22 protein-coding genes are annotated in these 24,243 nt (G+C 56.5%); 13 read left to right on the top strand and 9 right to left on the bottom strand.

Annotation, left to right across the window (positions count from 1 at the left end):
• Nucleotides 1-8: 8 nt before the first annotated feature.
• The gene (locus tag BLU64_RS08795) at nucleotides 9-1,199 is read left to right on the top strand and encodes a sugar transporter (protein ID WP_074728415.1); all 1,191 of its coding nucleotides are present in this window, start codon (nucleotides 9-11) and stop codon (nucleotides 1,197-1,199) included.
• Nucleotides 1,200-1,402: 203 nt separating this feature from the next.
• Here BLU64_RS08795 and BLU64_RS08800 read toward each other — a convergent pair whose 3' ends face one another.
• Together BLU64_RS08800 and yieE are read right to left on the bottom strand one after the other, a co-directional pair.
• Nucleotides 1,403-2,875 carry an amino acid permease gene (locus tag BLU64_RS08800; RefSeq protein ID WP_026743402.1) on the bottom strand — a complete coding sequence of 491 codons (1,473 nt, stop codon included), beginning with the start codon at nucleotides 2,873-2,875 and terminating at the stop codon, nucleotides 1,403-1,405.
• Between the two features lie 180 nt (nucleotides 2,876-3,055).
• Nucleotides 3,056-3,940, bottom strand: coding sequence for a DNA-binding transcriptional regulator YeiE (gene yieE / locus BLU64_RS08805; protein ID WP_026743401.1), 885 nt, complete (start codon nucleotides 3,938-3,940; stop codon nucleotides 3,056-3,058).
• Between the two features lie 112 nt (nucleotides 3,941-4,052).
• Between yieE and BLU64_RS08810 the strand changes: the two genes are divergently transcribed.
• A complete protein-coding gene (locus tag BLU64_RS08810) occupies nucleotides 4,053-5,132 on the top strand; it encodes a YeiH family protein (RefSeq protein WP_051625558.1) in 1,080 nt (359 codons plus the stop codon).
• Between the two features lie 113 nt (nucleotides 5,133-5,245).
• Entirely contained in the window at nucleotides 5,246-6,097 is an 852-nt protein-coding gene (gene nfo / locus BLU64_RS08815; protein ID WP_074728417.1) for a deoxyribonuclease IV, read from the top strand.
• 158 nt (nucleotides 6,098-6,255) lie between these two features.
• Here nfo and fruA read toward each other — a convergent pair whose 3' ends face one another.
• Genes fruA through fruB form a run of 3 tightly spaced genes read right to left on the bottom strand, consistent with a single transcriptional unit; the run spans nucleotide 6,256 to nucleotide 10,050 of the window.
• Nucleotides 6,256-7,968 carry a PTS fructose transporter subunit IIBC gene (gene fruA / locus BLU64_RS08820; RefSeq protein WP_051625557.1) on the bottom strand — a complete coding sequence of 571 codons (1,713 nt, stop codon included), beginning with the start codon at nucleotides 7,966-7,968 and terminating at the stop codon, nucleotides 6,256-6,258.
• 16 nt (nucleotides 7,969-7,984) lie between these two features.
• Nucleotides 7,985-8,923 carry a 1-phosphofructokinase gene (fruK, locus tag BLU64_RS08825; RefSeq protein WP_026743398.1) on the bottom strand — a complete coding sequence of 313 codons (939 nt, stop codon included), beginning with the start codon at nucleotides 8,921-8,923 and terminating at the stop codon, nucleotides 7,985-7,987.
• The gene (gene fruB, locus BLU64_RS08830) at nucleotides 8,920-10,050 is read right to left on the bottom strand and encodes a fused PTS fructose transporter subunit IIA/HPr protein (RefSeq protein ID WP_026743397.1); all 1,131 of its coding nucleotides are present in this window, start codon (nucleotides 10,048-10,050) and stop codon (nucleotides 8,920-8,922) included. Before fruB ends, fruK begins: the two co-directional genes overlap by 4 nt.
• Nucleotides 10,051-10,375: 325 nt before the next feature.
• On the opposite strand from fruB, the gene BLU64_RS08835 reads away from it, so the two are divergent.
• Nucleotides 10,376-11,557 carry a sugar efflux transporter gene (locus BLU64_RS08835; protein WP_026743396.1) on the top strand — a complete coding sequence of 394 codons (1,182 nt, stop codon included), beginning with the start codon at nucleotides 10,376-10,378 and terminating at the stop codon, nucleotides 11,555-11,557.
• A gap of 14 nt (nucleotides 11,558-11,571) precedes the next feature.
• Here the strand turns inward: BLU64_RS08835 and BLU64_RS08840 are convergent, their stop codons facing one another.
• Nucleotides 11,572-11,826: a YkgJ family cysteine cluster protein gene (locus BLU64_RS08840; protein ID WP_071999792.1), complete on the bottom strand. Its 255-nt coding sequence runs from the start codon at nucleotides 11,824-11,826 to the stop codon at nucleotides 11,572-11,574.
• Between the two features lie 188 nt (nucleotides 11,827-12,014).
• On the opposite strand from BLU64_RS08840, the gene yeiP reads away from it, so the two are divergent.
• The 8 genes from yeiP (at nucleotide 12,015) to yejF (ending at nucleotide 21,105) form a co-directional block, all read left to right on the top strand.
• Nucleotides 12,015-12,587 carry an elongation factor P-like protein YeiP gene (gene yeiP / locus BLU64_RS08845; protein WP_026743395.1) on the top strand — a complete coding sequence of 191 codons (573 nt, stop codon included), beginning with the start codon at nucleotides 12,015-12,017 and terminating at the stop codon, nucleotides 12,585-12,587.
• 67 nt (nucleotides 12,588-12,654) lie between these two features.
• Nucleotides 12,655-13,644 carry a CobW family GTP-binding protein gene (locus tag BLU64_RS08850; RefSeq protein ID WP_074728419.1) on the top strand — a complete coding sequence of 330 codons (990 nt, stop codon included), beginning with the start codon at nucleotides 12,655-12,657 and terminating at the stop codon, nucleotides 13,642-13,644.
• 33 nt (nucleotides 13,645-13,677) lie between these two features.
• On the top strand, nucleotides 13,678-14,382 hold the full coding sequence (locus BLU64_RS08855; protein WP_026743393.1) for a phosphatase PAP2 family protein: 705 nt from the start codon (nucleotides 13,678-13,680) through the stop codon (nucleotides 14,380-14,382).
• Between the two features lie 407 nt (nucleotides 14,383-14,789).
• Entirely contained in the window at nucleotides 14,790-15,368 is a 579-nt protein-coding gene (mepS, locus tag BLU64_RS08860) for a bifunctional murein DD-endopeptidase/murein LD-carboxypeptidase (protein WP_026743392.1), read from the top strand.
• A 223-nt stretch (nucleotides 15,369-15,591) separates the two neighbouring features.
• Nucleotides 15,592-17,400, top strand: a complete 1,809-nt coding sequence (locus BLU64_RS08865) for an extracellular solute-binding protein (protein ID WP_074728420.1) — start codon at nucleotides 15,592-15,594, stop codon at nucleotides 17,398-17,400.
• Between the two features lie 9 nt (nucleotides 17,401-17,409).
• The gene (locus tag BLU64_RS08870; protein WP_026743390.1) at nucleotides 17,410-18,489 is read left to right on the top strand and encodes a microcin C ABC transporter permease YejB; all 1,080 of its coding nucleotides are present in this window, start codon (nucleotides 17,410-17,412) and stop codon (nucleotides 18,487-18,489) included.
• On the top strand, nucleotides 18,486-19,511 hold the full coding sequence (locus tag BLU64_RS08875) for an ABC transporter permease (protein WP_026743389.1): 1,026 nt from the start codon (nucleotides 18,486-18,488) through the stop codon (nucleotides 19,509-19,511). Before BLU64_RS08870 ends, BLU64_RS08875 begins: the two co-directional genes overlap by 4 nt.
• Before the next feature lies 1 nt (nucleotide 19,512).
• Complete coding sequence (gene yejF, locus BLU64_RS08880) at nucleotides 19,513-21,105, top strand: microcin C ABC transporter ATP-binding protein YejF (RefSeq protein WP_026743388.1); 1,593 nt, start codon at nucleotides 19,513-19,515, stop codon at nucleotides 21,103-21,105.
• A 15-nt stretch (nucleotides 21,106-21,120) separates the two neighbouring features.
• On the opposite strand, the gene BLU64_RS08885 is transcribed toward yejF, so the two are convergent.
• The 3 genes from BLU64_RS08885 to rsuA form a co-directional block, all read right to left on the bottom strand.
• Nucleotides 21,121-21,465 (bottom strand): YejG family protein, encoded by a 345-nt coding sequence (locus BLU64_RS08885; RefSeq protein ID WP_026743387.1) that lies wholly within the window; start codon nucleotides 21,463-21,465, stop codon nucleotides 21,121-21,123.
• A 323-nt stretch (nucleotides 21,466-21,788) separates the two neighbouring features.
• On the bottom strand, nucleotides 21,789-22,979 hold the full coding sequence (locus BLU64_RS08890) for a Bcr/CflA family multidrug efflux MFS transporter (protein WP_026743386.1): 1,191 nt from the start codon (nucleotides 22,977-22,979) through the stop codon (nucleotides 21,789-21,791).
• A 148-nt stretch (nucleotides 22,980-23,127) separates the two neighbouring features.
• Nucleotides 23,128-23,826, bottom strand: coding sequence for a 16S rRNA pseudouridine(516) synthase RsuA (gene rsuA, locus BLU64_RS08895; RefSeq protein ID WP_026743385.1), 699 nt, complete (start codon nucleotides 23,824-23,826; stop codon nucleotides 23,128-23,130).
• A gap of 240 nt (nucleotides 23,827-24,066) precedes the next feature.
• Between rsuA and BLU64_RS17410 the strand changes: the two genes are divergently transcribed.
• On the top strand, nucleotides 24,067-24,243 hold the full coding sequence (locus BLU64_RS17410) for a hypothetical protein (protein ID WP_157755384.1): 177 nt from the start codon (nucleotides 24,067-24,069) through the stop codon (nucleotides 24,241-24,243).

A 24,243-nucleotide genomic window follows, 5' to 3' on the forward strand; every position in this document is an offset into this window, starting at 1 on the left:
AAACATTTATGGAATCCGCCGCTCCATCACGCTCCACAGCCTGGATGCGTGTCATTACGCTATCTGTTGCAGCATTTATTTTTAATACCACAGAATTTATCCCAGTCGGACTTCTCAGCGGCATAGCGCAGAGTTTTGCCATGAAGACAGAAGAAGTCGGGCTGATGATTACCATCTACGCCTGGATTGTCACCCTGGCGTCCTTGATCTGCATGCTGCTAACCAGCGGCATCGAGCGACGCAAACTGCTGATCGGCGTGTTTTGTCTGTTTATCGCCAGCCATGTGCTATCGGCGATGGCCTGGAACTTCACCGTGCTGGTGATTTCCCGCGCCGGAGTGGCGCTGGCGCACTCAGTGTTCTGGTCGATTACCGCCTCGCTGGCGATCCGCATGGCGCCGCCGGGAAAACGTGCGGCCGCATTGAGTATGCTCGCCACGGGTACGGCGCTGGCGATGGTGCTGGGCCTGCCGATGGGTCGTGTTGTCGGCCAGCTGCTGGGCTGGCGCGTGACCTTCATGGTGATTGCTGTCGGCGCCACGATTTCGCTGATCCTGCTGGCGCGACTGTTGCCGCGTCTGCCAAGCGAACACTCTGGCTCGCTGGCCAGCGTTCCCATGCTGTTCAAGCGTCCGGAGCTGGTGACGGTGTATGTGCTGATCGTCATTCTGGTCACCGCGCACTTCACGGCTTACAGCTATATTGAACCGTTTATCCAGAATGTGGCCGGTCAGTCGGAAAACTTCACCACGCTGATCCTGCTGCTATTCGGGGCTGCGGGCATTCTCGGCAGCGTGCTGTATAGCCGCTACAGCGACAAACATCCGACCGGTTTTCTGCTCAGCGCGATTGGACTGCTGGTGCTTTCGCTGTTGCTGCTGCTGCCTGCCGCCGGCTACGAATCCGGCATGATTATTTTGTGTATGGTATGGGGCATGGCGGTCATGGGGATTGGTCTGGCGATGCAGACCAACGTTCTGAGCCTTGCTCCCGATGCCAGCGACGTGGCAATGTCCATCTTCTCGGGCCTGTATAACCTGGGCATCGGCGCCGGCGCCCTGCTCGGCAGTAAAGTCAGTCTCTATTTGGGCATGAGTACGATCGGGTATGTGGCGGCGCCGCTGGCGTTACTGCCGCTGGCGTGGATTCTGTACTCGTACTATCGCCGCACCCGTCCGGAAAGGCATCCCGCCGTCTGACGGCTCACGAACATCCTCCTCCGGCTCCCCGCGGGCCGGAGTTTCTCCTCCCTTCTTTCAACCCTCCTGTACTGATTGTCCGCAGACAGCCCTCCCTTTCTCACGCCGACGCCATCGCTACCTAGCGCCCCCTCAACGCCCATAAAAAAGCCGGTCAACACGAAGCGTGCGACCGGCTTTTTCAGTCATGTTCCCTGACGGGGTTACTTATAGCGCGGAAAGACCATATCGGCGTATTTCACAAAGCGCGTCCGTTTTACCAGCTTGTAGCTGAACCAGATTAACAGGAACAAAGGAATGCCAATGTAGGTTGCCGCCACGCCGTACCAATCAATGTTGTCCGCCAGAAACGCCTGATAGTTCTGTCCCAACGTGATAATCAGGCACAGCACGAACGCGAAGATCGGCCCCAGCGGGAAGAAGCTGGACAGATACGGTAATGCCGTCAAATCACCGCCCTGCTTGATGTAACCGCGACGGAAGCGGTAGTGGCTGATGGCGATGCCGAGCCACGCGATAAAACCGGTCATGCCCGAAGTGTTTAGTAACCACAGATAGACTGTCTGATTACCGAACATGGACGTCAGGAAACACAATGCGGCCACAACGGTCGTCGCATAAAGCGCGTTGCGCGGCACGCCCCCACGGGATAGCTGGCCGAAAATCGCCGGCGCTTTACCTTCCCGCGCCAGCGTGAACAGCATTCGCGTTGAGGCATACATACCAGAGTTCCCTGCGGACAGCACGGCCGTCAGTATGACGGCGTTCATTACCGCGGCGGCAGACAGCAGACCGGCGTTCTGGAAGACCAGCGTGAACGGACTGACGCTGATGTCTTTGACATCGGTACGCAGTAGGTTCGGGTCGGTGTAAGGAATAATCAGGCTGATGATGAGGATGGCGAACACATAAAACAGCAGGATACGCCAGAACACCTGACGGATGGCACGAGGAATATTCTTCTGCGGATCTTTGGATTCACCGGCGGCAATCCCAATCAGCTCCGTTCCCTGGAAGGAGAAGCCCACGATCATCGCGACGCCGATCATCGCCGAGAAACCGCCCGCAAAAGGCGCATCGCCAATTTCCCAGTTATGCAGGCCCGCGTGCTCTCCCCCTCTCAAGATACCGACAATCATCAGCACGCCCACGCCGATAAACACCAGCACGGTGACGACTTTGATGAGGGAGAACCAATACTCTGCTTCGCCAAACCCTTTCACGGAGATGTAGTTCAGCAGGAAGATCACGGTCAGGAATAGCGCGCTCCAAATCCAGCCCGGCACATCGGGATACCAGTAGCCCATCACCAGCTGCGCTGCAACCAGATCGACGGCGATAGTCACCGCCCAGTTGTACCAGTAGTTCCAGCCCAGGGCGAAGCCGAATCCCTCTTCCACATAGCATGCGCCATAGGTCGAGAAAGAGCCGGAGACCGGCATGAAGGCCGCCAGTTCCCCGAGGCTGGTCATCAGGAAGTAGACCATCAAACCAATGAGCACATAAGACAACAGCGCTCCGCCCGGTCCGGCCTGCGCGACCGTGGCCCCGGAGGCCACGAAGAGTCCTGTCCCGATCGAACCGCCAATGGCGATCATCGTAAGATGCCGTGCTTTAAGTTCACGGCGTAGCGTTCTGCCCCCTTGTGATGGGGTCTGAGTATCGTGTTGAGCCATCTTGATTCCGCTTGGCCGATAAAATTGAGGCCGAATTGTAACAAATACCCCCCGGCTGGGTAGTGGGAATCGCTAATCATAAGAGAGGTTAATAACCCATCTCTGATTATAAGAAACAGCTATTTATGCTCCACAGAGACAATCATTAGCCGCCCAGTAGTCCATGAGCGATAACGGCCATTACGCTTTGCTGACCGGCTGACGACAGTAATCCAGAAAACGGCACAGCACATTGGAAAGATGCTTTTGCCGATGGTGGACCATATAGAGTGTGCGATTGAGGTTATGCAGCGGCACCTCCAGCTCCACCAATGCGCCCGACGCCAACTGATCGGCAATGACATGACGGGACAGGCAGCTGATTCCCATACCGTAGCGCACCGCGTGTTTGATCGCCTCCGAATTGCCCAGCTCCATCATCAGTTGGAAATGCGGCAGTCTGTTTAGCAGCAAATGGTCCAGCACTTCACGCGTTCCCGAACCCTGCTCGCGCAGAATCCATGGCGCATTCGCGAGCGCCTCCAGGGTCACCGGCCCCTGACTGGCCAGCGGGCTGTCGGCGGCACAGAACACGACCAGCTCATCCTCGACCCAGGACTGCGTGATCAAGTCCGGATGATGGCACGGCCCTTCGATCAATCCGAGGTCCACGCTGAACTGCGACACCGCATTGACGACGTCCTGGGTGTTGCCGACCTGCAACTCCAGCGGCGTGTCAGGCGCATCGCGGCGATAGCGAGCGATGATCGCCGGCATCAGATAGTTGCCGATGGTACTACTGGCGTAAATGCGTAGGGCGCCGACGTCACGGCGAAACAGCTGTTCGATCTCCGAAGACTGTTCCAGCAGCGCCAATGCCTTTGGGAACAGCAATCGTCCGTGCTCATTGACCACCAGCCGCTTACCGACCCGGTCGAAAAGCTGTACGCCCAGATGCCCTTCCAAATCGGACAGTGCCGCGCTGACGGCCGATTGCGACAACGCCAGCGCGACGGAAGCCTGCGTCGTCGACCCCGTCTTCAAAACCTCGGTAAAGACTTCAAGCTGACGTAAGGTGATGTGCATAGTGCGCTCTTATCGTTAATACTCATAGGTTATAAATATATAATCAATTTCTATTTTAAGCACGCGGCGCATAGGCTGTGACCCCAAGAGATCCCGTCACAAGGTACATGCTATGCAGATATTCCTGGCCCGCCTTCGGGCCGTTCCCGCCACATTTACCGCGCAACAGCGCTTGCCTGGCATTCTCGCAATAGGTCTGATCTCGCTGGCCGTCTTGTGGCTGGCGGATCTCCCCGCGATCAGCCGTTGGGGGCTTGGCTCCCTGACGCTGGCGATCCTGCTGGGGATGGTGCTGGGCAATACGCTCTATCCGTGGGTGCAGGCGTCGTGCGATGCGGGCGTACAGTGGACGAAGCATCATCTGCTACGTCTGGGGATCGTGCTTTATGGATTCAAACTCAGTGTCGTGCAAATCGCCGCCATCGGGCCTCGCGGGCTGATGATCGACATCCTCACCGTGTCCTCTACGCTGCTCTTAGCCTGCTGGCTGGGCCGCCGCTGGTTCAAACTGGACACGCAGACGGTATTGCTCGTCGGCGCAGGCAGCAGCATCTGCGGCGCGGCGGCGGTATTGGCGACCGCGCCCGTGCTAAAAGCCAACGCGGATAAAGTCGCCGTGGCGGTTTCCACCGTGGTGATATTCGGCACGACGGCCATGTTTGTTTACCCTTGGTTCTTCGCGCATTTCCCTTTCAGCCATATCGTGCCATTTACGGCGCAGACGTTTGGCGTCTATATCGGTTCGACGCTGCATGAAGTTGCTCAGGTGGTCGCTGCGGGCCATGCGATTAATAACGAGGCAGAAAGCATGGCGGTCATCGCTAAAATGCTGCGCGTAATGATGTTGGCGCCCTTTCTATTTTTACTTGGCCTGTGGCTGAAACGGCAGCGTCTGGCGGGTGTCGATGCGGAGGAATCCGCACCCATGCTGTTTCCCTGGTTTGCCGTCGTGTTTATTTTGGTCGCGGGGTTTAACTCGCTATCCCTATTGCCCGTCAGTTGGGTAAACACGCTGGTCAAGCTCGACGGAATGCTGCTGACGATGGCGATGGTGGCGCTCGGGATCGCCACTCGCGTCCAGATGCTCAGACAGGCGGGCATCAAGCCGGTGCTGTTGGCATTGCTGCTGTTTATCTGGCTGATCGTCGGGGGCGGCGCGATCAATCTGGGCGTGATGCATCTGTTTTCCTGATTCGGACACGCCGGACTTGCCGTCCCCGGTGGCGATAATGTCATAATGCGCTCGCCAGGCGACGCCCTGCGGTATCCATCCCGCCGGGGCGTTCCGACATAAAGGAGAGAAGAATGAAATACGTAGGTGCTCACGTCAGTGCAGCAGGCGGCGTTGATCAAGCCGTCATCCGCGCACACGAGATCGAAGCAACGGCATTTGCGCTGTTTACTAAAAACCAGCGTCAGTGGCGCGCCGCGCCGTTAACCCCGGACGTGATCGACCGCTTCAAGTCTGCCTGTGAGCAATATCATTACACCCCGGCTCAGATCCTGCCCCACGACAGCTATCTGATTAACCTGGGTCACCCCGTTGAAGAGGCGCTAGAAAAGTCACGTGCCGCGTTTATCGACGAGCTGAGTCGCTGTCAGCAACTGGGGCTGACGCTGCTGAACTTTCACCCCGGCAGCCATCTGCAGCAGATTGACGAAAGCCGCTGCCTTTCGCGCATCGCCGAGTCCATCAACATGGCGCTGGATGTCACTGAAGGGGTCACCGCCGTGATTGAAAATACGGCGGGACAAGGCAGCAACCTCGGTTTTCGATTCGAGCATCTGGCCGAAATCATCGATCAGGTTGAAGACAAAAGCCGGGTCGGTTTTTGCATTGATACCTGCCACGCCTTTGCCGCGGGCTACGACCTGCGCACAGAAGAAGATTGCCAGCGCACTTTCGATGAGCTGGAAAAGGTGGTTGGTTTCCAATATCTCCGAGGGATGCATCTCAACGACGCGAAAAGCGAATTCAATAGTCGAGTCGACCGTCACCATAGCCTGGGCGAAGGTAACATCGGCAAACCGGTTTTCAGCTACATCATGCGCGATCCCCGATTCGATGGTATTCCCCTGATTCTGGAAACGGTGAATCCCGATATCTGGCCGGACGAAATTGCATGGCTGAAGTCCCAGCAGCGCGCTGAACGCTGAGCCACGTCCCCTTAACCGGGGACGCATCTCAAGATGATTCCGCCAACCCGCCGTCCTGCGCGACGAATGGCGTCCTCACTCATCGTTTCCCCCAAAAAAAACGCCAGTCTACGGACTGGCGTTTACCATCAACATCCTTATTGTCTCTTGGGCCTAACTCAGACGTGTTCACTCTGCGCCGGCACCGACGCGGTGGGTTCTGGCCGTTTCAGCAGTGCGTACAGCACGCCGCTGACCACCGTACCCGCGATAATAGAGAGCAGATACCCGATAACGGGCGTAATCGCTCCCGGAATCAACAGCACAAACAGACCACCATGCGGGGCCATCAGCTTGGCGCCTACCGCCATAGACAGCGCGCCGGTCAATGCGCCGCCGACAATACAACATGGCAGTACGCGCATTGGGTCTCGCGCAGCGTAAGGGATTGCGCCTTCGGAAATGAAACACATCCCCAGCACCAGCGCAGCCTTGCCTCCTTCGCGCTCGGGTGGAGTAAATTTCTTACCCGCCAGCAGCGTCGCCAGCCCCATCGCCAACGGTGGCACCATCCCGCCAGCCATCACGGCCGCCATCGGTGCATAAACCTGGCTACTCAGCAGCGTCGTGCCAAAGACGTAAGCTACCTTGTTCACCGGCCCGCCCATATCCGTACACATCATGCCGCCCAATACCGCGCCGAGAATGACCGCGTTCGCCGTGCCCATTGACTGCAACCAGGAAGTCAGTCCCGTCAGGATTTTAGCGACCGGGGTGCCGACCACATAAACCATGACCAAGCCGGTAATCAGCGTCGCTATCAGCGGGATAATCAGTATGGGCTTCAGTGCCGTGAGACTTTGCGGTAGCTTGACATGATTATTGATCGCACGAGCCAAATAACCGGCCAGGAACCCGGCGATGATCCCACCGATAAATCCTGCGCCAGTGCTCACGGCCAGCATCCCGCCGACCAGACCCGGCGTCAACCCCGGTCGGTCTGCGATGGAAAAGGCGATATAACCGGCCAGCACCGGCACCATCAGCGCAAAAGCGGAACCGCCCCCGATCTTCATCAGCGCCGCAGCCAAGGTCCCTTCCTGCTTGAACGCCTCAATGCCGAACACGAAGGACAGGGCAATACACAACCCACCGGCCACGACCATCGGCAGCATGTAAGACACCCCGGTCAGCAAGTGGCTGTAAGGCCCCGTCCCACCCTTTTTACCGCCAGCAGCCGGGGCGCCGGACTGTCCAGACGGCTGATAGACGCTCGCTTCCGCCAGCGCCTTATCTAACTCCTGTGCGGTTTTTTTCAGCGCCAGACCCGTCGAGGTGCGATACATCTTCTTGCCAGCGAACTTGCTGAGGTCGACTTCAATATCGGCAGCGACGATCACCACGTCCGCCTGGTCAACCTCTTCTGGCGTAATAGGGTTACCCGCGCCAACGGATCCGCGCGTTTCGACTTTGACCCACCAGCCGCGCTTCTTCGCTTCCGTCTCGATGGCTTCCGCCGCCATAAACGTATGAGCGACGCCGGTCGGACACGCGGTGACGGCGACCACGCGGGTCACGCCGGTCGATGCGGCGTTGGATGGCGCCTTCGTCGTTGCCGCGGCGCTCGCCTGATAAGGCGCGGCCTCCGACTTGGCTTGTTCCAGCAACGCCTCCGGCTGACTCAGCGCCTGCGCGACATCCGCGAAAAACACCTTTTTCCCGTTCAGCGCGCTGTCCGCCTGTTGACCGCCAACCACGACGACCAGTTCAGCCTCAGTTGGCTGTTCCGTCAGCGTGAGTCCCGCTTTCGATACGGCGGCGCCAAGCTGGTTGTGCACCAATCTGCTTTTGACTCTTCCTAATGACTTGTCGAATATCAGCAGCGTTTTCATTGTGCTTCTCCTGCTGTTAATTGAAAGGTTTCAGATCTACGCGGGCCATCATCGCCGCGAGCTGCGGCCGGTCCGTCACGCCAACGTTGCTTTGGCTGACCGCCAGTGCCGCCACCGCTGTCGCCAGACGCAGCGTGTGCTCGCTGGACTCGCGCATCAATAAGCCGTAAATCAGTCCGCCAACCATCGAGTCGCCAGCACCGACGGTACTGATCACATCGCAAGCGGGCGGCTTGGCCAGCCAGGCGCCGGAAGCATTGACCCAGAGCGCGCCTTCCGCGCCCAGGGAAATGACCACATGCGCAATGCCCTGTTCACGCAGCGCGTGCGCGGCATCAACCACATCTTCCAGCGTCGGCAATTTACGCCCCGCCCAAATTTCCAGCTCGCGCCGGTTGGGTTTCACCAACCACGGCGATGCCTTCAGCCCCGCCACCAATGCTTCGCGACTGCTGTCGAAAATGATGCACGGACATTGACTACGCAGGCGGGTCATCCAGTCGGTAAACGCTTCAGGGTCGACGCCCGCCGGCAGACTTCCGCTGACCGCCACCATGTCAAACTGCCCCAGCCAGCTCAGCGAATCGTTAACGAAGCGCTGCCAGTCCTGTGGCGTCACTTCAAAGCCCGAGAAGTTCAGATCGGTGACATCCCCATCCTGCTCCGTCAGCTTAACGTTAATGCGCGTGCGGCCGTTGACCACCTGAAAACGGTTGGCGATCCCCAGCTCGCTGAACAGCTGCTGAAACCCATCCTGATTATCTTTACCCAGGAATCCGCCCACCGTGACATCAATCCCCAGGTCCTTTAAAACCTTGGCGACATTTATCCCTTTACCCGCGGCGTGCAGACCTGCGGTTTGAACCAAGTTGACTTCACCACGTTCGACCTGCGGGCAGTACCCCACCAAATCGTAAGCCGGATTCAGCGTAATGGTCGCGACTCTCCTGCTCATGCTCCCTCTCCTAATCCGGATGCAATAGCTTCACCAATGGCTTTCAGCGCGGCTTCCGCATCGCTGCCATTGGCCGTAAAACGTAAGCGATGGCCGGACTTCACGCCCAGAGCCACCACTTTCATCAGGCTGCGGCCGTTGGCCGGTTTGCCCGTCCCATCAAGGTTGGCGACGGTGATTTCACTCGTAAACTGTTTGATGACATTAACCAGCATGGCGCCGGGACGGGCATGCAGGCCGTGCTCGTTACGAATTACGAATTCGGCCACCAGCGCGTTACTCTCTTCCGTCGCTTCGCTGGACAACAGGGTCAGTAGCGTCGGCGCGTCGGCGCTGAGCAGGCTTTCGGACTTGCCAGCGCTCAATAGCTTGCTCAGGTAATCAATTGGCGCATTCACCTGGTCGTCGACAGCTGACATTGTCAGCAGCATCGCCACTTTTTCGTCATCGACGCTGAACGGTTCGAGTGGACGACTGATCGCCAGCGCGCTGATCAGATTGCCTTCCTGACTGTCGCTGACCCAGATGCCGTCGCCTAGATGTAGCGGCTTGCTGGCCACTACATCGCTGACGAAACGGGCATCGACGGCGCCGATCTGCTGCAATTTGCCTGCATTTAGCGCCTGTAACGTGATCAGATTGTCCGTCGCCACGTTCAGGGAAATCAGCGAGGCGTCGAAGCGTAACTCCGCGGCCTGTTGCTCGCCCATCAGCAGACTGCGTAACTCTTCCGTCGACGTGGTCGTCGCCAGACGTTCTGCCACGCTGTCGTCGCTCAAAACGTGCGTCAACTGACGCAGCAGCGCCAGATGTTCGTCGGAACGTGCCGCGATCCCCAACACAACGTAAGCCGTTTGATTGTCTCCCCAGGCGATCCCTTTGGGAAACTGAAACACCTGAACGCCCGTTTTGCGAACCAGGTCGCGCGTATCCGTCGTTCCATGCGGTATAGCGATACCGTTTCCCAGATAAGTAGAGGTTTGCAGTTCACGCTGTAGCATTCCTTCAACATACCCTTCGCTGACGCAACCGGCTTCAGTCAGCGCGGAAGCCACTTGTTTAATGGCCTCCTGCTTGTCGCCGGCGCTCGCCCCTATATGAATATCTTGCTGTGACAACTGGAACATAGCTCTTCTCTCCTGCCAAACTTGAATCGTTTCAGCTTTTAAGGGAAAAAAATGGCCTGGTGATGAAAATCGTTTCATAAAACACGCAACTGAAACGTTTCAAAAATACTGCGTCTTTCCCAATATCTATGCAAGCATTGTCCATAAAACTCAGTGTGATTCTTAGAGGTCACGCACACTTTCGCATCAACAAGGTTATAGTTCAGTTTGAGCGCGATGCCAGCTGAAAACTTGCTGAAGGACACGGAAAAAAACGATTTACCCTTTCACGTCACGCTGGCGTAGAATACGGCGCTCGGTCTCATTTTTACTCCGCAAGAACGTCATGCATACATCAGCCGGTACATCGCGACGACTGCCCGACATTACCGCGTCAGCTTTTCTGCTGATTGCGTTTCTCTCGGGTATCGCCGGCGCCTTACAGCTCCCCACCCTCAGCCTGTTCCTTTCCACGGAAGTCCACGCCCGTCCAGTGCTGGTGGGGCTGTTTTACACTGGCAATGCGATCATCGGCATTATCGTCAGCCAACTCCTGGCCAGTTACTCCGATAACCGCGGCGATCGCAAACGGCTGATCGTGGCCTGCTGCCTGTTCGGCGCGCTGGCCTGCCTGCTATTTGCCTGGAATAGAAACTATGCGGTGCTGTTGTTGGTGGGCGTTCTCCTCTCCAGCTTCGGATCAACGGCCAACCCACAGCTGTTCGCGCTGGCGCGTGAGTATTCCGACCGTGCCGGACGTGAAGCCGCGATGTTTAGCTCGGTGATGCGCGCGCAGATCTCGCTCTCCTGGGTTGTCGGTCCGCCCGTTGCCTTCGCGCTGGCGTTGGGCCTGGGCTTCCCCGCAATGTATATGGCCGCGACCGGCGTTTTTTTGCTGTGCAGCCTGCTGGTCGCGCTACTGCTGCCGTCCATGCCGAAGCACGGACGCGTCAAAACAGCCGAAACGCTGGATTCGCCCCGCCGTTATCGTCGCGATACGCTGCTGCTCTGCGTCGCCTGTACCCTCATGTGGACCTGCAACGGCATCTACCTTATTAATATGCCGCTTTATTTAGTGCATGAGCTCAAATTGGAAGAAAAACTGGCGGGCGTGATGATGGGAACGGCGGCAGGGCTGGAAATTCCGGCGATGCTGATTTCGGGCTATTTCGCCCGACGCCTCGGCAAGCGCTATTTAATGCGTCTGGCGATTGCCGCCGGCCTGCTATTTTATCTCGGATTGTGTCTGCTGGATTCGCCGTGGGCGCTGCTGGCGTTACAGTTGCTGAACGCCGTGTTTATCGGCATTTTGGCTGGTATCGGCATGCTCTATTTTCAGGATTTAATGCCGGGTCAGGCGGGGGCGGCCACGACGCTGTTTTCGAACACGTCCCGCGTCGGCTGGATCATTTCGGGTTCGCTGGGCGGCATGGTGGCGGAGATCTGGAGCTATCATGCAGGATTCATCTTCGCGCTCGGCTTGAGTCTGGCCGCAGGCTACTGTATGTGGCGCATAAAGGATGTATGATCCACCGCCAACGTTCAAGGCGCCGTGGCGTTTTCTAACTGGATAAGATAGAGGAGCGCCTCGTCCCGGTTTTCGCCACACATATCCCGCTGGGGCTGTAGGCTGGCGCACACGGCAGGCCGAAGCGGAGAATGGAAAATGCCACAGCGCATTCGCTCGTCAAGATGAATGCAAGGCGTATTGGCGGGCTTTCCCTCAGGCATGCCGGGCAGCGGACTCGATATTGAGGGTGCAATGCAGCAAGCGCCGCAGCCGGGACGACAGTCCATCAAGATGTTCCTGTGGGTGATGAGGCGCTAGGCGCACAAAGGCGGACCTTATCAGCCCTCAACGGTAATGACTACCGATTTTCCCGGCGTTGACGCCGCGTAACGTAAATCCTGCTTGCCTGAATCCGGCCGCGCGAGTAACTTGTCGCCACAAAAATTTATCTCACCCTTTACAAGGTATGTCTTCCATGGCAAGAGCTAACGAAATCAAACGCGGTATGGCCGTCAACTACAACGGTAAACTGCTGCTGGTCAAAGATATTGATATTCAGAGTCCGAGCGCCCGCGGCGCCAGTACGCTGTACAAAATGCGTTTCTCCGACGTTCGTACCGGTCTAAAAGTCGAAGAGCGCTTCAAAGGCGACGATATCCTCGACACCATCACGCTGTCCCGCCGTCAGGTGACCTTCTCTTATATTGATGGCGACGAATATGTCTTTATGGATGATGAAGACTACACGCCGTACAACTTCAAAAAAGAGCAAATCGAAGATGAGCTGCTGTTTATTCCTGAAGGCGGCATGCCCGGTATTCAGGTTCTGACGATGGATGGACAGATTCTGGCGCTGGAACTGCCCCAGACGGTCGATCTGGACATTGTCGACACTGCACCTGGCATCAAAGGCGCTTCCGCCAGCGCGCGCAACAAACCGGCCACGCTGAACACCGGTCTGGTGATTCAGGTGCCGGAATACCTCAGCGCCGGTGAAAAAATTCGTATTCATATCCCGGAGCGCCGTTACATGGGCCGCGCCGAGTAAGGCTGACTGTGCCCGCGCCCGGTTCCCGCCGGGCGTTTTGGTTCACTAATTTCTGTGGGAGACGCCTGTGCTAACCCAAGTCAACGTGATTACCGGCTTCCTCGGCAGCGGCAAAACCACCACCTTGCTCCATCTGTTGTCTCAGAAACCGACTGATGAAATTTGGGCGGTGCTGGTCAATGAATTCGGCGAAATAGGCATCGACGGCGCTTTGCTGGCTGACCGCGGTGCCGTGCTGAAAGAGATCCCCGGAGGTTGCCTGTGTTGCGTTAACGGCTTGCCGATGCAGGTCGGGCTGAACATGCTGCTTCAGCAGAAGAAACCGCATCGTCTGCTGATCGAGCCCACCGGGCTCGGGCATCCGAAGCAAATTCTGTCGTTGCTGCGTTCCTCGACCTACCAGCCTTGGCTGACGGTGAAGGCCACGCTGTGCGTCCTGGATGCGCGACAATTGGCGGAGCCACGCTACACGGAAAACGAAAACTTTCGCGACCAGTTGGCGGCGGCGGATGTGATTATCGCCAATAAGCAGGATACCTACGACGATGGCGATCGCGCCGCGTTAAGCCGCTGGTATGACAAGGTTGGGCAAGCGCGCAGGCTCCTCTCCGTGAGTCAGGGAAACATTGATGCTGCACTGCTGGATCTGCCGGGAGAACGCGGCGCCGATCTGCCGTCCGCCCGTCATCACCATCCTGGCGAACCGGTGCGCAACGGGCTGGCGGCTCTGAGTCTGGACGGGCAGACGACCTGGAGACGTGCGCTTAATCACGGACAGGGATACCATTCCTGTGGCTGGATATTCGACGCTGAAACCGTATTCGACACGGCGAAGCTGTTGGACTGGGCGCGTTTGTCCCCGGTGAGCCGTGTCAAAGGGGTGCTGCGTATTCCGGAAGGGACGCTGGTGGTCAACCGTCAGGGCAACGATCTTCATATCGAAACACGCTCGGCACCGCCCCCTGATAGTCGTATTGAGATTATTAACGAGGCTGAAGCAGAGTGGAATTCACTCCAGCGCACGTTGCTGCAAGTTCGTTTAACCACAATGCGATAATTATTTTTTATTCTTTTTAATTGAGCCGTTCTTATGTCCAAACGAAATATTCCTGTGATTCTTTTATTCAACGCGATTGGCATTGCGTTATTTCTTTCTTGGTATTTACCAGCCAATCACGGCTTCTGGTTTGCCATAGATGAATCCATTTTCTTTTATTTTAATCAGCACCTATCGACCAACCACGCCTTTTTGATGCTGGTCGCAATGACAAACAACCGCGCGTTTGACGGCTGCTCACTGTTGGCGATGGGTGCGCTATATCTGAGTTTTTATCTCAAGGCCGCTCCCGTCGAGCGTCGTCGCCTGCTGATCCTGGGGATCGTCATGCTGCTCACCGCCGTGGTGCTCAACCAGCTCGGTCATCTGCTGCCGGTGCAGCACGCCAGTCCGTCCCTGTTCTTCGAGAACATCAACCGCGTCGGCGAACTCACCGGCATCCCGACCAAAGACGCCTCACGCGACAGCTTCCCTGGCGACCACGGTATGATGCTGATGATTTTCGCGGCCTTTATGCTGCGCTACTTCGGCGTTAAAGCCTTTTTCATTGGCGTGCTGATTACCATTGTCTTTTCACTGCCGCGAGTGATGATTGGCGCTCACTGGTTTACCGATATCGCCGTCGGCTCACTGTCCGTCGTGCTGGTGGGATTAAGCTGGTGGCTGCTGACGCCCGCCAGCGACGCGTTGCTCAATGCCCTCAACCGTCGGCTTCCCGGTCAATACCGCCCGCAGTAAGGCTTCGCCGCAGCCGGATATTCTGTTTTTTGGCTGCGGCTCTCCCTTCTTTTCCCCGCGTTTTCATCTGTAAATACCTTGTTCTGCTATCATTATTCCTTCCCGTAGGGATTTACATGAGTTCTTTGTAAAATTTCATCACGAATTCATATAAATAAAAGGGGGGAAAGTACTCGCAATATTTTTTTCATTCCGGTAGTCTCGACAAAATCTGTTATTTATGAACGATTGTCCGCCACGCGCGAAACGCTATAGATCCTGTTGCTATAGAAAAAAGTGCCGCACGGCACGGTTTGGCGATCCGGTTGTTGTCCCTAAATAACGATTCGTGAGTCTTATTTCGTTTGGCAAATACAGCATATAGCGATCGTCTCGTTCGCTAAGGACACGAAGGGAATATAACAATAATGGTCAAATCTCAACCGGTACTGAGATACATCTGGCGGGCAGTACCTGCCGTCGCGGTGGCAATTGTACTCACCGCCTGTAGCAGCAATCACAGTAATACAGCAGCAAATTCTCAGACTGATAGTCGTGTGGTTAATGGTGATCCTTCACTACAAGCCTCTCAGGCTGAATTCGAAACGATGGTCCAGAACGTGGAAGTGAAAACCAAGTTGCTTGACCAGTACGCAAGTTGGAAAGGCGTTCGTTACCGTTTAGGCGGTCAGACCAAGAAAGGCATCGACTGTTCCGCCTTTGTTCAGCGCACCTTCCGCGAACAATTTGGCATGGACCTTCCCCGCTCCAGCTACGAGCAACAGGAAGTCGGTCAGAAAATCCAACGCAATAGATTACGCCCTGGCGATCTGGTGCTGTTCCGCGCTGGTTCGACAGGACGCCATGTCGGCATCTATCTCGGCAGCCAGCAGTTTGTCCACGCGTCGACCAGCAGCGGCGTCACTATCTCCAATCTGGACGAAACCTACTGGAAGCACCGTTACCAGGAAGGGCGCCGGGTACTCGAGCAGGGTCCGCACAGCTGATCCTTTTATTCCCTGTTGATGCCGACCAATTGCAATCTGAAACGCCGCTCGTTCATCGCGGCGTTTTTTATTGGCGCGCACCGGCTCCTGCCAACGTGGAAGGAATACGCTAAAATGCCTCTTTGTGCCTAGCGCCATCGCTTTTCACATGGCAACGCAACACGCCATATCAACACGTTGGCCAGCATTACTTGAACGACGTTATTCAGGAGTCAGCTGCCCGATGTTTAAATCCGTCGCTTTCACCTTACTGCTTATCGCGTCCCCGCTATCAGGGCTGGCGGAAACGCTGCAACAGCCTTTTGCTTTCACTATGTTGGACGCTCCGAAGTACGATAAAAACTTCACCCATTTCGACTATGCCAATCCCGACGCCCCGAAAGGGGGGCACATCACCCTCAGCGCGTTAGGCTCGTTCGATAACTTCAACCGTTTTGCCTCGCGCGGATTGCCTGCGGTCAGAACAGAAGCCCTTTATGACTCGCTGTACGTCAACTCCGATGATGAGTCCGGCAGCTATTACCCGCTGATTGCCAACGGCGCCCGCTACGCCAGCGACTATCGCTGGCTGGAGGTTGACCTGAATCCCCACGCCCGCTTTCATGATGGCTCGCCGGTCACCGCCTCAGACGTTGCTTTCACCTTCAATACCTTTATGACGCAAGGCGTGCCGCAGTTCCGCGTGTATTACAAAGGCACCGCCGCCCGAGCGATCAGCCCTCACACAGTTCGGTTCGACTTCGGCGCGCCGGATAAAGACAAGATGATCGGGCTACTGACGCTACCCGTTATCCCAGAAGCGTTCTGGCGACATCACAAGTTTAACGAACCGCTAACACGGCCTCCTCTGGCGGGCGGCGCTTACCGGATCTCCGACTATCATATCGGCCAATACGTTGTATATTCCCGCGTGAAGGACTATTGGGCCGCCGACCTGCCGGTCAATAAAGGGCTGTATAACTTCGATTCCATTCGCTACGACTACTATCTGGATGAAAGCGTGGCTCTGGAAGCCTTTAAAGCCGGCGCTTTCGATATGCGCATCGAAACCTCGCCCAAACAGTGGACGACGTTGTATCAGGGCGGCAACTTTTCCAGAGGTTATATCGTCAAAAAAGACGAGCTGAACACGGCGGCGCAGTCGACGCGATGGCTGGTATTCAACACCACAAGACCGCTGTTTCAGGATCGACGGGTGCGTCAAGCGCTAACGCTGGCGTTTGATTTCAACTGGATGAACAAAGCGCTGTTCTATAACAGCTATCAACGCGCCAACAGTCTTTTTCAAAACACAGAATATGCCGCGACGGGAAGCCCGAGCGCCAGCGAGTTGCAGTGGCTAACGCCGCTGAAAGATCGCATTCCCGCGGAAGTTTTCGACCCCGCCTATCGTCCGCCCGAATCCGACGGTAGCGGCTATGACCGCACTCATCTGCTACAGGCGCTCGACCTGCTGAAGCAGGCCGGCTGGGAGCTGAAAAACAATACGCTGATTAACCCGCAGACCGGCCGTCCCTTCCGTTTCGAACTGCTGATCTCCAACGCAGGCAACGCCCAGTTCGTGCTGCCGTTTCAGCATAGCTTGAAGCGGCTTGGCATTGATATGCAGGTGCGTATGGTGGATGCGCCGCAGTTCAATAACCGTTTGCGCAAACGGGATTTCGATATGCTATCGCGGCCCTATGTCACCGAACCTTATCCCAGCGCCAATCTGGCGATGAGCTGGAGCAGCAAGTATCTCGACTCAAGCTACAACTCCCCCGGCGTGCAAGATCCCGCGATCGATCATCTGATCGACGAAATTATTCGTCATCAGGGCGATAAGTCAGCATTGCTGCCGCTAGGACGCGCGCTAGACCGGGTAGTGACCTGGCATCAGTTCATGATCCCCATGTGGTTCAGCAATCACGACCGCTTCGCCTACTGGAACAAGTTCGGCATGCCTGCCGTGCGCCCAACCTACGCGCTGGGATTTGACAGCTGGTGGTACGACGCCAAAAAAGCCACCACCCTCCCGGCCGAACGGCAATAAGGACTGTTTATGGGAACTTACCTGTTACGACGACTGCTTTTCGTGATCCCAACGCTGTGGGCGATCATCACCCTCAATTTTTTTATCGTGCAAATCGCGCCGGGCGGACCGGTCGACCAGGCTATCGCCGCGATTGAGATGGGGCAACTGAGCGGCTACGGCAGCGCGGGCAATGCCAATGGTCCCAGCGGTAAACCCTCGGTAGAGAATACCTACCGCGGCGGTCGAGGATTGGACCCGGAAGTGATACAGGAAATCACTCAGCGCTATGGCTTCGACAAACCGCTGCACGAACGCTATTTCAAGATGCTGTGGGACTACGTGCGTTTCGACTTCGGCGACAGTCTGTTTCGCGGCGAGTCGGTGATCGGCCTCATCAAGGATCGTATGCCGGTTTCTATCTCGCTGGGACTCTGGAGCACCTTAATTATCTATCTGGTCTCGATCCCGCTGGGGATCAAAAAAGCGGTTCGCGACGGTTCAGCCTTTGATACCTGGAGCAGCACCCTCATCGTTGTGGGCTACGCCATCCCGGCATTTTTGTTCGCCATCCTGCTAATCGTGCTATTCGCGGGCGGCAGCTATCTGGATTGGTTCCCGCTACGCGGGCTGGTATCCAGCCACTTCGATACCCTGCCCTGGTACGGGAAAATAACCGACTATCTATGGCACATCACTCTGCCCGTGCTGGCACTGGTCATCGGGGGCTTCGCTACGCTGACGATGCTGACCAAAAACGCCTTTCTGGATGAAATCCGCAAGCAGTACGTCGTTACGGCTCGCGCCAAGGGATTGAACGAGAAAAGTATTCTGTACCGTCACGTGTTCCGAAACGCCATGCTGCTGGTCATCGCCGGTTTCCCCGCCACCTTTATCAGCATGTTTTTTACCGGTTCTCTGCTCATCGAAGTGATGTTTTCTCTCAACGGGCTAGGACTGTTGGGCTATGACGCGACTCTGCAACGCGATTATCCCGTTATGTTCGGCACGCTGTATATTTTTACGATTATCGGATTGTTGCTGAATATCATCAGCGATATGACCTATACGCTGGTCGATCCGCGTATTGATTTCGAGGAGCGCCGATGAGCCGACTTAGCCCTCCTAACCAGGCCCGCTGGGCACGTTTCCGACACAACCGCCGGGGCTACTGGTCACTATGGATTTTTCTGGTCTTCTTCATCGTGACGCTGTTTTCGGAGCTGATCGCCAACGATGCGCCTCTGCTGGTGCGTTACGACGGTCATTTTTATGTTCCTTTCATGGCAAACTACAGCGAAACCGCCTTTGGCGGCCAGTTCGCCACCACAGCCGACTATCGCGACCCGTATCTGGTCAAACGGCTTGAGGATCACGGCTGGGCGATTTGGCCGCCGATCCGTTACCACTACGACACCATCAATTACGCTACGACCACAGCATTCCCTTCTCCGCCGTCCTGGGATAACCTGCTCGGCACTGACAGTCAGGGCAAGGACGTTTTGGCGCAGGTGCTGTATGGATTTCGTCTATCGTTCCTGTTCGGCTTATCACTGACGCTGCTGTCCTCCTTTATCGGCATTGTCGTGGGCGCGACGCAGGGTTACTACGGCGGACGGCTCGATCTGTGGGGTCAACGCTTTATCGAAGTCTGGTCGGGAATGCCGACGCTGTTTTTGATTATTCTGCTCTCCAGCGTGCTGCAGCCCACGTTCTGGTGGCTGCTGGCGATCACCGTTCTGTTCGGCTGGATGACGCTGGTCGGTGTGGTGCGTGCGGAGTTCCTGCGCACCCGCAACTTCGATTACATCCGGGCGGCTCAGGCCATGGGCGTCAGCGATATCATGATTATTTTCCGCTGTATGTTGCCTAACGCGATGGTGGCGACGCTGACGTATCTCCCCTTCATCCTGTGCGGCTCTATCATCACGCTGACGTCGCTGGACTTTCTGGGCTTCGGCCTGCCGATGGGATCTCCATCTCTGGGAGGACTGCTGCTTGAGGGCAAGAATAACCTGCAGGCGCCGTGGCTGGGGATCACCATTTTCATGGTGATGGCGATCGCCCTTTCACTCCTTATCTTTATCGGCGAAGCGGTGCGCGACGCCTTTGACCCGAGCAAGGTGTATTGATATGACCACGACTCCCCTGTTACAGATCAAGGATCTTAGCATCGCTTTTCAGCACGGTGACATGGAGAGGCGCGTGGTGGACGGCGTCTCTTTCGATATCAACGCGGGCGAAACGCTCGCGCTGGTCGGCGAGTCCGGTTCGGGGAAAAGCGTAACGGCGCTATCTATTTTACGCCTGCTGCCTTCCCCGCCGACACGCTATCCTCAGGGTGATATCCTGTTCGAGGGCCAATCCCTGCTGCATGCGCAGGAAGAAATGCTGAGGCGGCTGCGAGGCAACCGTATCGCCATGATTTTCCAGGAGCCGATGGTTTCGCTCAATCCGTTGCAAAGCGTGGAAAAACAGCTGGCGGAGGTGCTGTCGCTACACCGTGGCATGCGTCGAGAAGCCGCACGCGGCGAGCTCGTCGAGTGTCTGGAACGCGTCGGCATCAGGCAGGCTAAATCCCGCCTGGCTGACTACCCGCATCAGCTTTCGGGCGGAGAACGCCAGCGCATCATGATCGCCATGGCGCTGCTCACTCAGCCCGACCTGTTGATTGCCGACGAGCCGACGACGGCCTTGGATGTCACCGTACAGGCGCAAATCCTGACACTTCTGGCCGAGTTGAAGCAAGAACTCGGGATGAGCCTGCTCTTTATCACGCACAACCTAAATATCGTCCGGCGTCTGGCGGACAACATCGCCGTCATGCAAAACGGCAAATGCGTTGAACAAAATCAGGCCAGCGCGCTGCTGACCGCTCCTCAGCATCCCTACACGCGCTGCCTGCTGGACGCCGAACCGACCGGCTCGCCACCCGCGCTGACGACCGAACACGCCCCGCTGTTGACGGTGAAGCATCTGAGCGTCAGCTTCCCGGTCAAAGACGGGTTGCTGAGACGTAAAAAGGCAGAAAAAAAAGTGGTGCAGGACATCAGCTTTACGCTGCGACGGGGAGAATGTCTGGGAATCGTCGGCGAATCCGGTTCCGGCAAAAGTACGACAGGGCTAGCCTTGCTAAGGCTACTGGCCTCTCAGGGGGAAATCTGGTTAGACGGCCAGCCGCTTCATCAGTTTGGTCGCCGTCAGATGCTGCCAATGCGGCGACGCATACAGGTGGTGTTTCAGGATCCGAACTCCTCGCTCAACCCGCGCCTGAACGTGGAACAGATTATCGCCGAAGGGCTGACGGTGCATGCCAAAATGACGCCCGCAGAGCGCGAAGCAAAGGTCATTGCCACGCTTCAGGAGGTGGGACTCGCCCCCGACAGCCGCCACCGCTACCCGTCAGAGTTCTCCGGCGGCCAGCGCCAGCGCATCGCTATCGCCCGAGCGCTGATCCTGAAACCCGAACTACTGATTTTGGACGAGCCGACATCTTCGCTCGACCGTAGCGTGCAGGCGCAGATATTGACGCTGTTGCAGGCGCTTCAGCGCAAACATGGGCTAGCCTATGTATTTATCAGTCACGATCTGCAAGTGGTACGCACGCTATGCCATCAGGTCATCGTGTTGCAACAGGGGAAGGTCGTGGAGCAGGGAGACTGCCGGGACGTCTTTACCCAGCCGCAGCAACCCTATACACAAGAGTTACTGCAATTATCGATGTGAGCGACGGGATGCCGTTCAGAAGGGATATTGCGGACTGATGGGCTCGGCAATAGCCACACCCAAATTTTTCAGCCGGCACAGGGCGGTGCTTTCATCTTGACGGTGCAGAAACAGGCAAGTCTCCCCTTCCCATTCCAGCACGCTGCACTCCACCTGAATTTCGTCCAGCGATCGTTTAAGCTGCGGCATAATACGGCGGGCATCCTCTTCATCATGACTTAACATCTTGAATCCGATGAGGTTATCGTCATCTTCGCTGCCGTTGAGGGGGATCGGTTCCACTCGGATACCCGTGCAACCGGTTAACCAACGGTAACTTTGCGGCAAACGATGAACCACCGAAAGTTGAAGACTATTCACAGCTGTTTTCCTCGGTTAAGCAAAAATGAAAACTTACAAAATAACAACATAATAAAAATATCGGTGACGCAGGCTTCCTGCCTAACACCCGCCTTCCGCTAGGGTGCCCGTGGCGGTAAAACCGCCCGGCGACCTGTTCGTGATAACCCATTCTGGCGGTTATATTTTGTTAAGGCGATCACGAATGAGGGGTAATTTTTGTTATATGTAACCTTTTACCCCCGTTTTCTCAACTGTTATTTTCATATTATTCACTTTTTAGAGCAAAATATTCACAATTAAGGAACATTTGTGCCTCTTTGTTGTGGCGCATTGCAATCCGCTCAGGCGCGACGAGGACGGTTGGCATAGAAATAGAGCGCCAGCGCGCCGGCGGAGCATGCCACCATACTAATCACCATTGGCCAGGCAGTATGGAACGCCGCCACCGACAACGAAAAGCCGACCAGAGACCCCAATCCGAAGCGCAGCGTACCTGCAATGGACGAGGCGGTTCCCGCCATATGCGGAAAATCGCCCAGCACCACGGCCAGCGCATTCGATGCAACCGTCGCCATGCAGCCGACGTAGACGGCCACACCGACGACCAGCGGTAGAAATCCCAGATGCAGGGCGCAAACCGCCACCAGAAAGATCCCCATGACAAACTGAATCAAAATACCCAGTCGGAACATGAATAACGCGCCCATTCTCGACACAATGCGACTGTTCAACAATGTCATCAGGAACAAAAAGATGATGTTAAGCGCAAAATAGTAACCAAAATTCTGCGGCGATACGCCGTTCAGATCGATGTACACGAACGGCCCCGCACTGAGAAACGAGAACATGCCGGCGAACGACAGGCCGCTGGCAAGCATATAACTCATCACTCGGCGATGGCGGAACAGCAGCACGAAATTGTTTAGCGTCGTTTGCAGATTGAACCGCTGTCGGCGTTCGGGGGGCAGCGACTCACGCACATATTTCCAGACCAGCACCGAGGTCAGAAGCGATGCGGCGGCAATGGTCCAGAAGATGGCGTGCCAATTCAACCAAAACAGCAGCGCCCCGCCCAAAATAGGCGCCAGCAGTGGAGCGACGGTCATGACCAAGATGACAAACGACATCATCCGCGAGAACTCTTCTTTGGAGAACAGATCCCGCATTAGCGCGTTGATGACAACGCTGGCGGACGCGGCGGACAGGCCGTGGAGAAAGCGCATCGCCACCAGCTGCTCCACCGTTTGCGACAGCGCGCAGGCGACGGCTGCAATCGTAAACATGATCACGCCCCCAAGGATCACCGGGCGACGTCCAACGCTGTCCGACATCGGGCCGTAGAAAATCTGGCCGATGGCGAAGCCGAAGATATAAGCGCTGAGCGTCATCTGCACGCGTCCAGCGTCGACGGCGAACTCTTTGGCGATGACCGGGAGCGCAGGAAGATACATGTCGATCGCCAGCGGCATCAGCATGGAGATCAGGCCCAGAATGACGATCAGGCCAACGCGGGAAGGTAGTTGAGCTTGCACTGAAAATCATTCTCCTGGTAGACAACATACTCCCACGACGACGCATCGCCTGGCCCTGCCCCCTCTCACCCGCCGCGCTGACAGACGCGGCGAATGACGAAACGCGGGTCTGAGGGACCTATACCGACGACGCCCCGACCAAAAACGGCTAAAGCCCGACGCTGGCCACTTCTTCCGGCGTGAGAGGACGGTACTCCCCCTCATCCAGCGCGTCATCCAGGACGATGCCGCCAATACGCTCCCGGTGAAGCGCCACAACGTGGTTACCCACCGCGGCGAACATTCGTTTCACCTGATGGTAGCGGCCTTCGCTGATGGTCAACCGCACCTGCTGGTCGCCGACCTGCTCCAGCCTTGCGGGCAACGTCAGACTTTTTTCATTATTTAACTGGATCCCAGCGGCGAACTGCGCGGCCGTTTCTGGCTGTAGCGGCTGTTCCAGCGTCACAAGATAGGTTTTCTCGCAGTGATGTTTGGGCGAGGTGATGCGATGAGACCACTGCCCATCGTCCGTCAACAGCACCAGTCCGCTGGTATCGATATCCAGACGGCCTGCGGCGTGTAACTTGTGCGCCATCGGCTCATCCATAAAGTATAGGATAGTCGGGTGGTCCGGATCGTCGGTAGAGCAAACATAGCCCTGCGGCTTATGCAGCATGAAATATCGCGGCCCGTGCTGCTGCTCGAGGGGACGACCGTCAAACTCGACGACCTGGTCCGGCAACAGCTTGAAAGCGCCGGTTTTAACAATTTCGCCATCGACCGTCACCCGCTGCGCGCGCAGTTCGCGCGCCACCAGAGAACGGCTGAGTCCTAACTGCTGAGATAAAAATTTGTCCAATCGCATTAACGGTTTACTGCCTATATTGCATATGTGGCTGGTCAGGGCTTGGCCCTGCGTGCAGGAGCGATCCATCGTGTCGCTGTGTTCGCCGCGTCGACTGCGAATGTTGCAGTCCAACCGACTCAACGCCTACCGTTGCTCGCTCCTCTCCTGAGTAATAGGCATAATAGAAGCAATTTCGCCCCTGTCCAAGCGGCCTAACCCCTCTACACGGCCGTGAGCATATTCCAAAGGAGCCTTATTATGTCATCAATTCAGCGTCATGAAGTACTACAAATGCTGATTGCAACCAGGCGCTCCATCGCGACAACCCTTGAGTTCACCACCCTTGCCGCCGTTTCCAGTCAGCGCGTTCGTCTTGATACCCCCGCAGGAGCACTTAAGTCCAGCCAGCATTCAACTCGTTTTCGCTATCGCTAA

The organism is Lonsdalea quercina, from assembly GCF_900107885.1.
Classification (GTDB): Bacteria; Pseudomonadota; Gammaproteobacteria; order Enterobacterales; family Enterobacteriaceae; genus Lonsdalea; species Lonsdalea quercina.

Bases quoted from the DNA above. Each gene is read 5' to 3' on its own strand.
- BLU64_RS17410 (WP_157755384.1), top strand. From the start codon at position 24,067: ATGTCATCAATTCAGCGTCATGAAGTACTACAAATGCTGATTGCAACC.
- mepS (WP_026743392.1), top strand. From the start codon at position 14,790: ATGGTCAAATCTCAACCGGTACTGAGATACATCTGGCGGGCAGTACCT.
- BLU64_RS08870 (WP_026743390.1), top strand. From the start codon at position 17,410: ATGGGAACTTACCTGTTACGACGACTGCTTTTCGTGATCCCAACGCTG.
- BLU64_RS08855 (WP_026743393.1), top strand. From the start codon at position 13,678: ATGTCCAAACGAAATATTCCTGTGATTCTTTTATTCAACGCGATTGGC.
- BLU64_RS08810 (WP_051625558.1), top strand. From the start codon at position 4,053: ATGCAGATATTCCTGGCCCGCCTTCGGGCCGTTCCCGCCACATTTACC.
- yeiP (WP_026743395.1), top strand. From the start codon at position 12,015: ATGGCAAGAGCTAACGAAATCAAACGCGGTATGGCCGTCAACTACAAC.
- BLU64_RS08875 (WP_026743389.1), top strand. From the start codon at position 18,486: ATGAGCCGACTTAGCCCTCCTAACCAGGCCCGCTGGGCACGTTTCCGA.
- yejF (WP_026743388.1), top strand. From the start codon at position 19,513: ATGACCACGACTCCCCTGTTACAGATCAAGGATCTTAGCATCGCTTTT.
- BLU64_RS08800 (WP_026743402.1), bottom strand. From the start codon at position 2,875: ATGGCTCAACACGATACTCAGACCCCATCACAAGGGGGCAGAACGCTA.
- yieE (WP_026743401.1), bottom strand. From the start codon at position 3,940: ATGCACATCACCTTACGTCAGCTTGAAGTCTTTACCGAGGTTTTGAAG.
- BLU64_RS08865 (WP_074728420.1), top strand. From the start codon at position 15,592: ATGTTTAAATCCGTCGCTTTCACCTTACTGCTTATCGCGTCCCCGCTA.
- fruK (WP_026743398.1), bottom strand. From the start codon at position 8,923: ATGAGCAGGAGAGTCGCGACCATTACGCTGAATCCGGCTTACGATTTG.
- fruA (WP_051625557.1), bottom strand. From the start codon at position 7,968: ATGAAAACGCTGCTGATATTCGACAAGTCATTAGGAAGAGTCAAAAGC.
- BLU64_RS08835 (WP_026743396.1), top strand. From the start codon at position 10,376: ATGCATACATCAGCCGGTACATCGCGACGACTGCCCGACATTACCGCG.
- rsuA (WP_026743385.1), bottom strand. From the start codon at position 23,826: ATGCGATTGGACAAATTTTTATCTCAGCAGTTAGGACTCAGCCGTTCT.
- BLU64_RS08795 (WP_074728415.1), top strand. From the start codon at position 9: ATGGAATCCGCCGCTCCATCACGCTCCACAGCCTGGATGCGTGTCATT.
- nfo (WP_074728417.1), top strand. From the start codon at position 5,246: ATGAAATACGTAGGTGCTCACGTCAGTGCAGCAGGCGGCGTTGATCAA.
- BLU64_RS08840 (WP_071999792.1), bottom strand. From the start codon at position 11,826: ATGGACTGTCGTCCCGGCTGCGGCGCTTGCTGCATTGCACCCTCAATA.
- fruB (WP_026743397.1), bottom strand. From the start codon at position 10,050: ATGTTCCAGTTGTCACAGCAAGATATTCATATAGGGGCGAGCGCCGGC.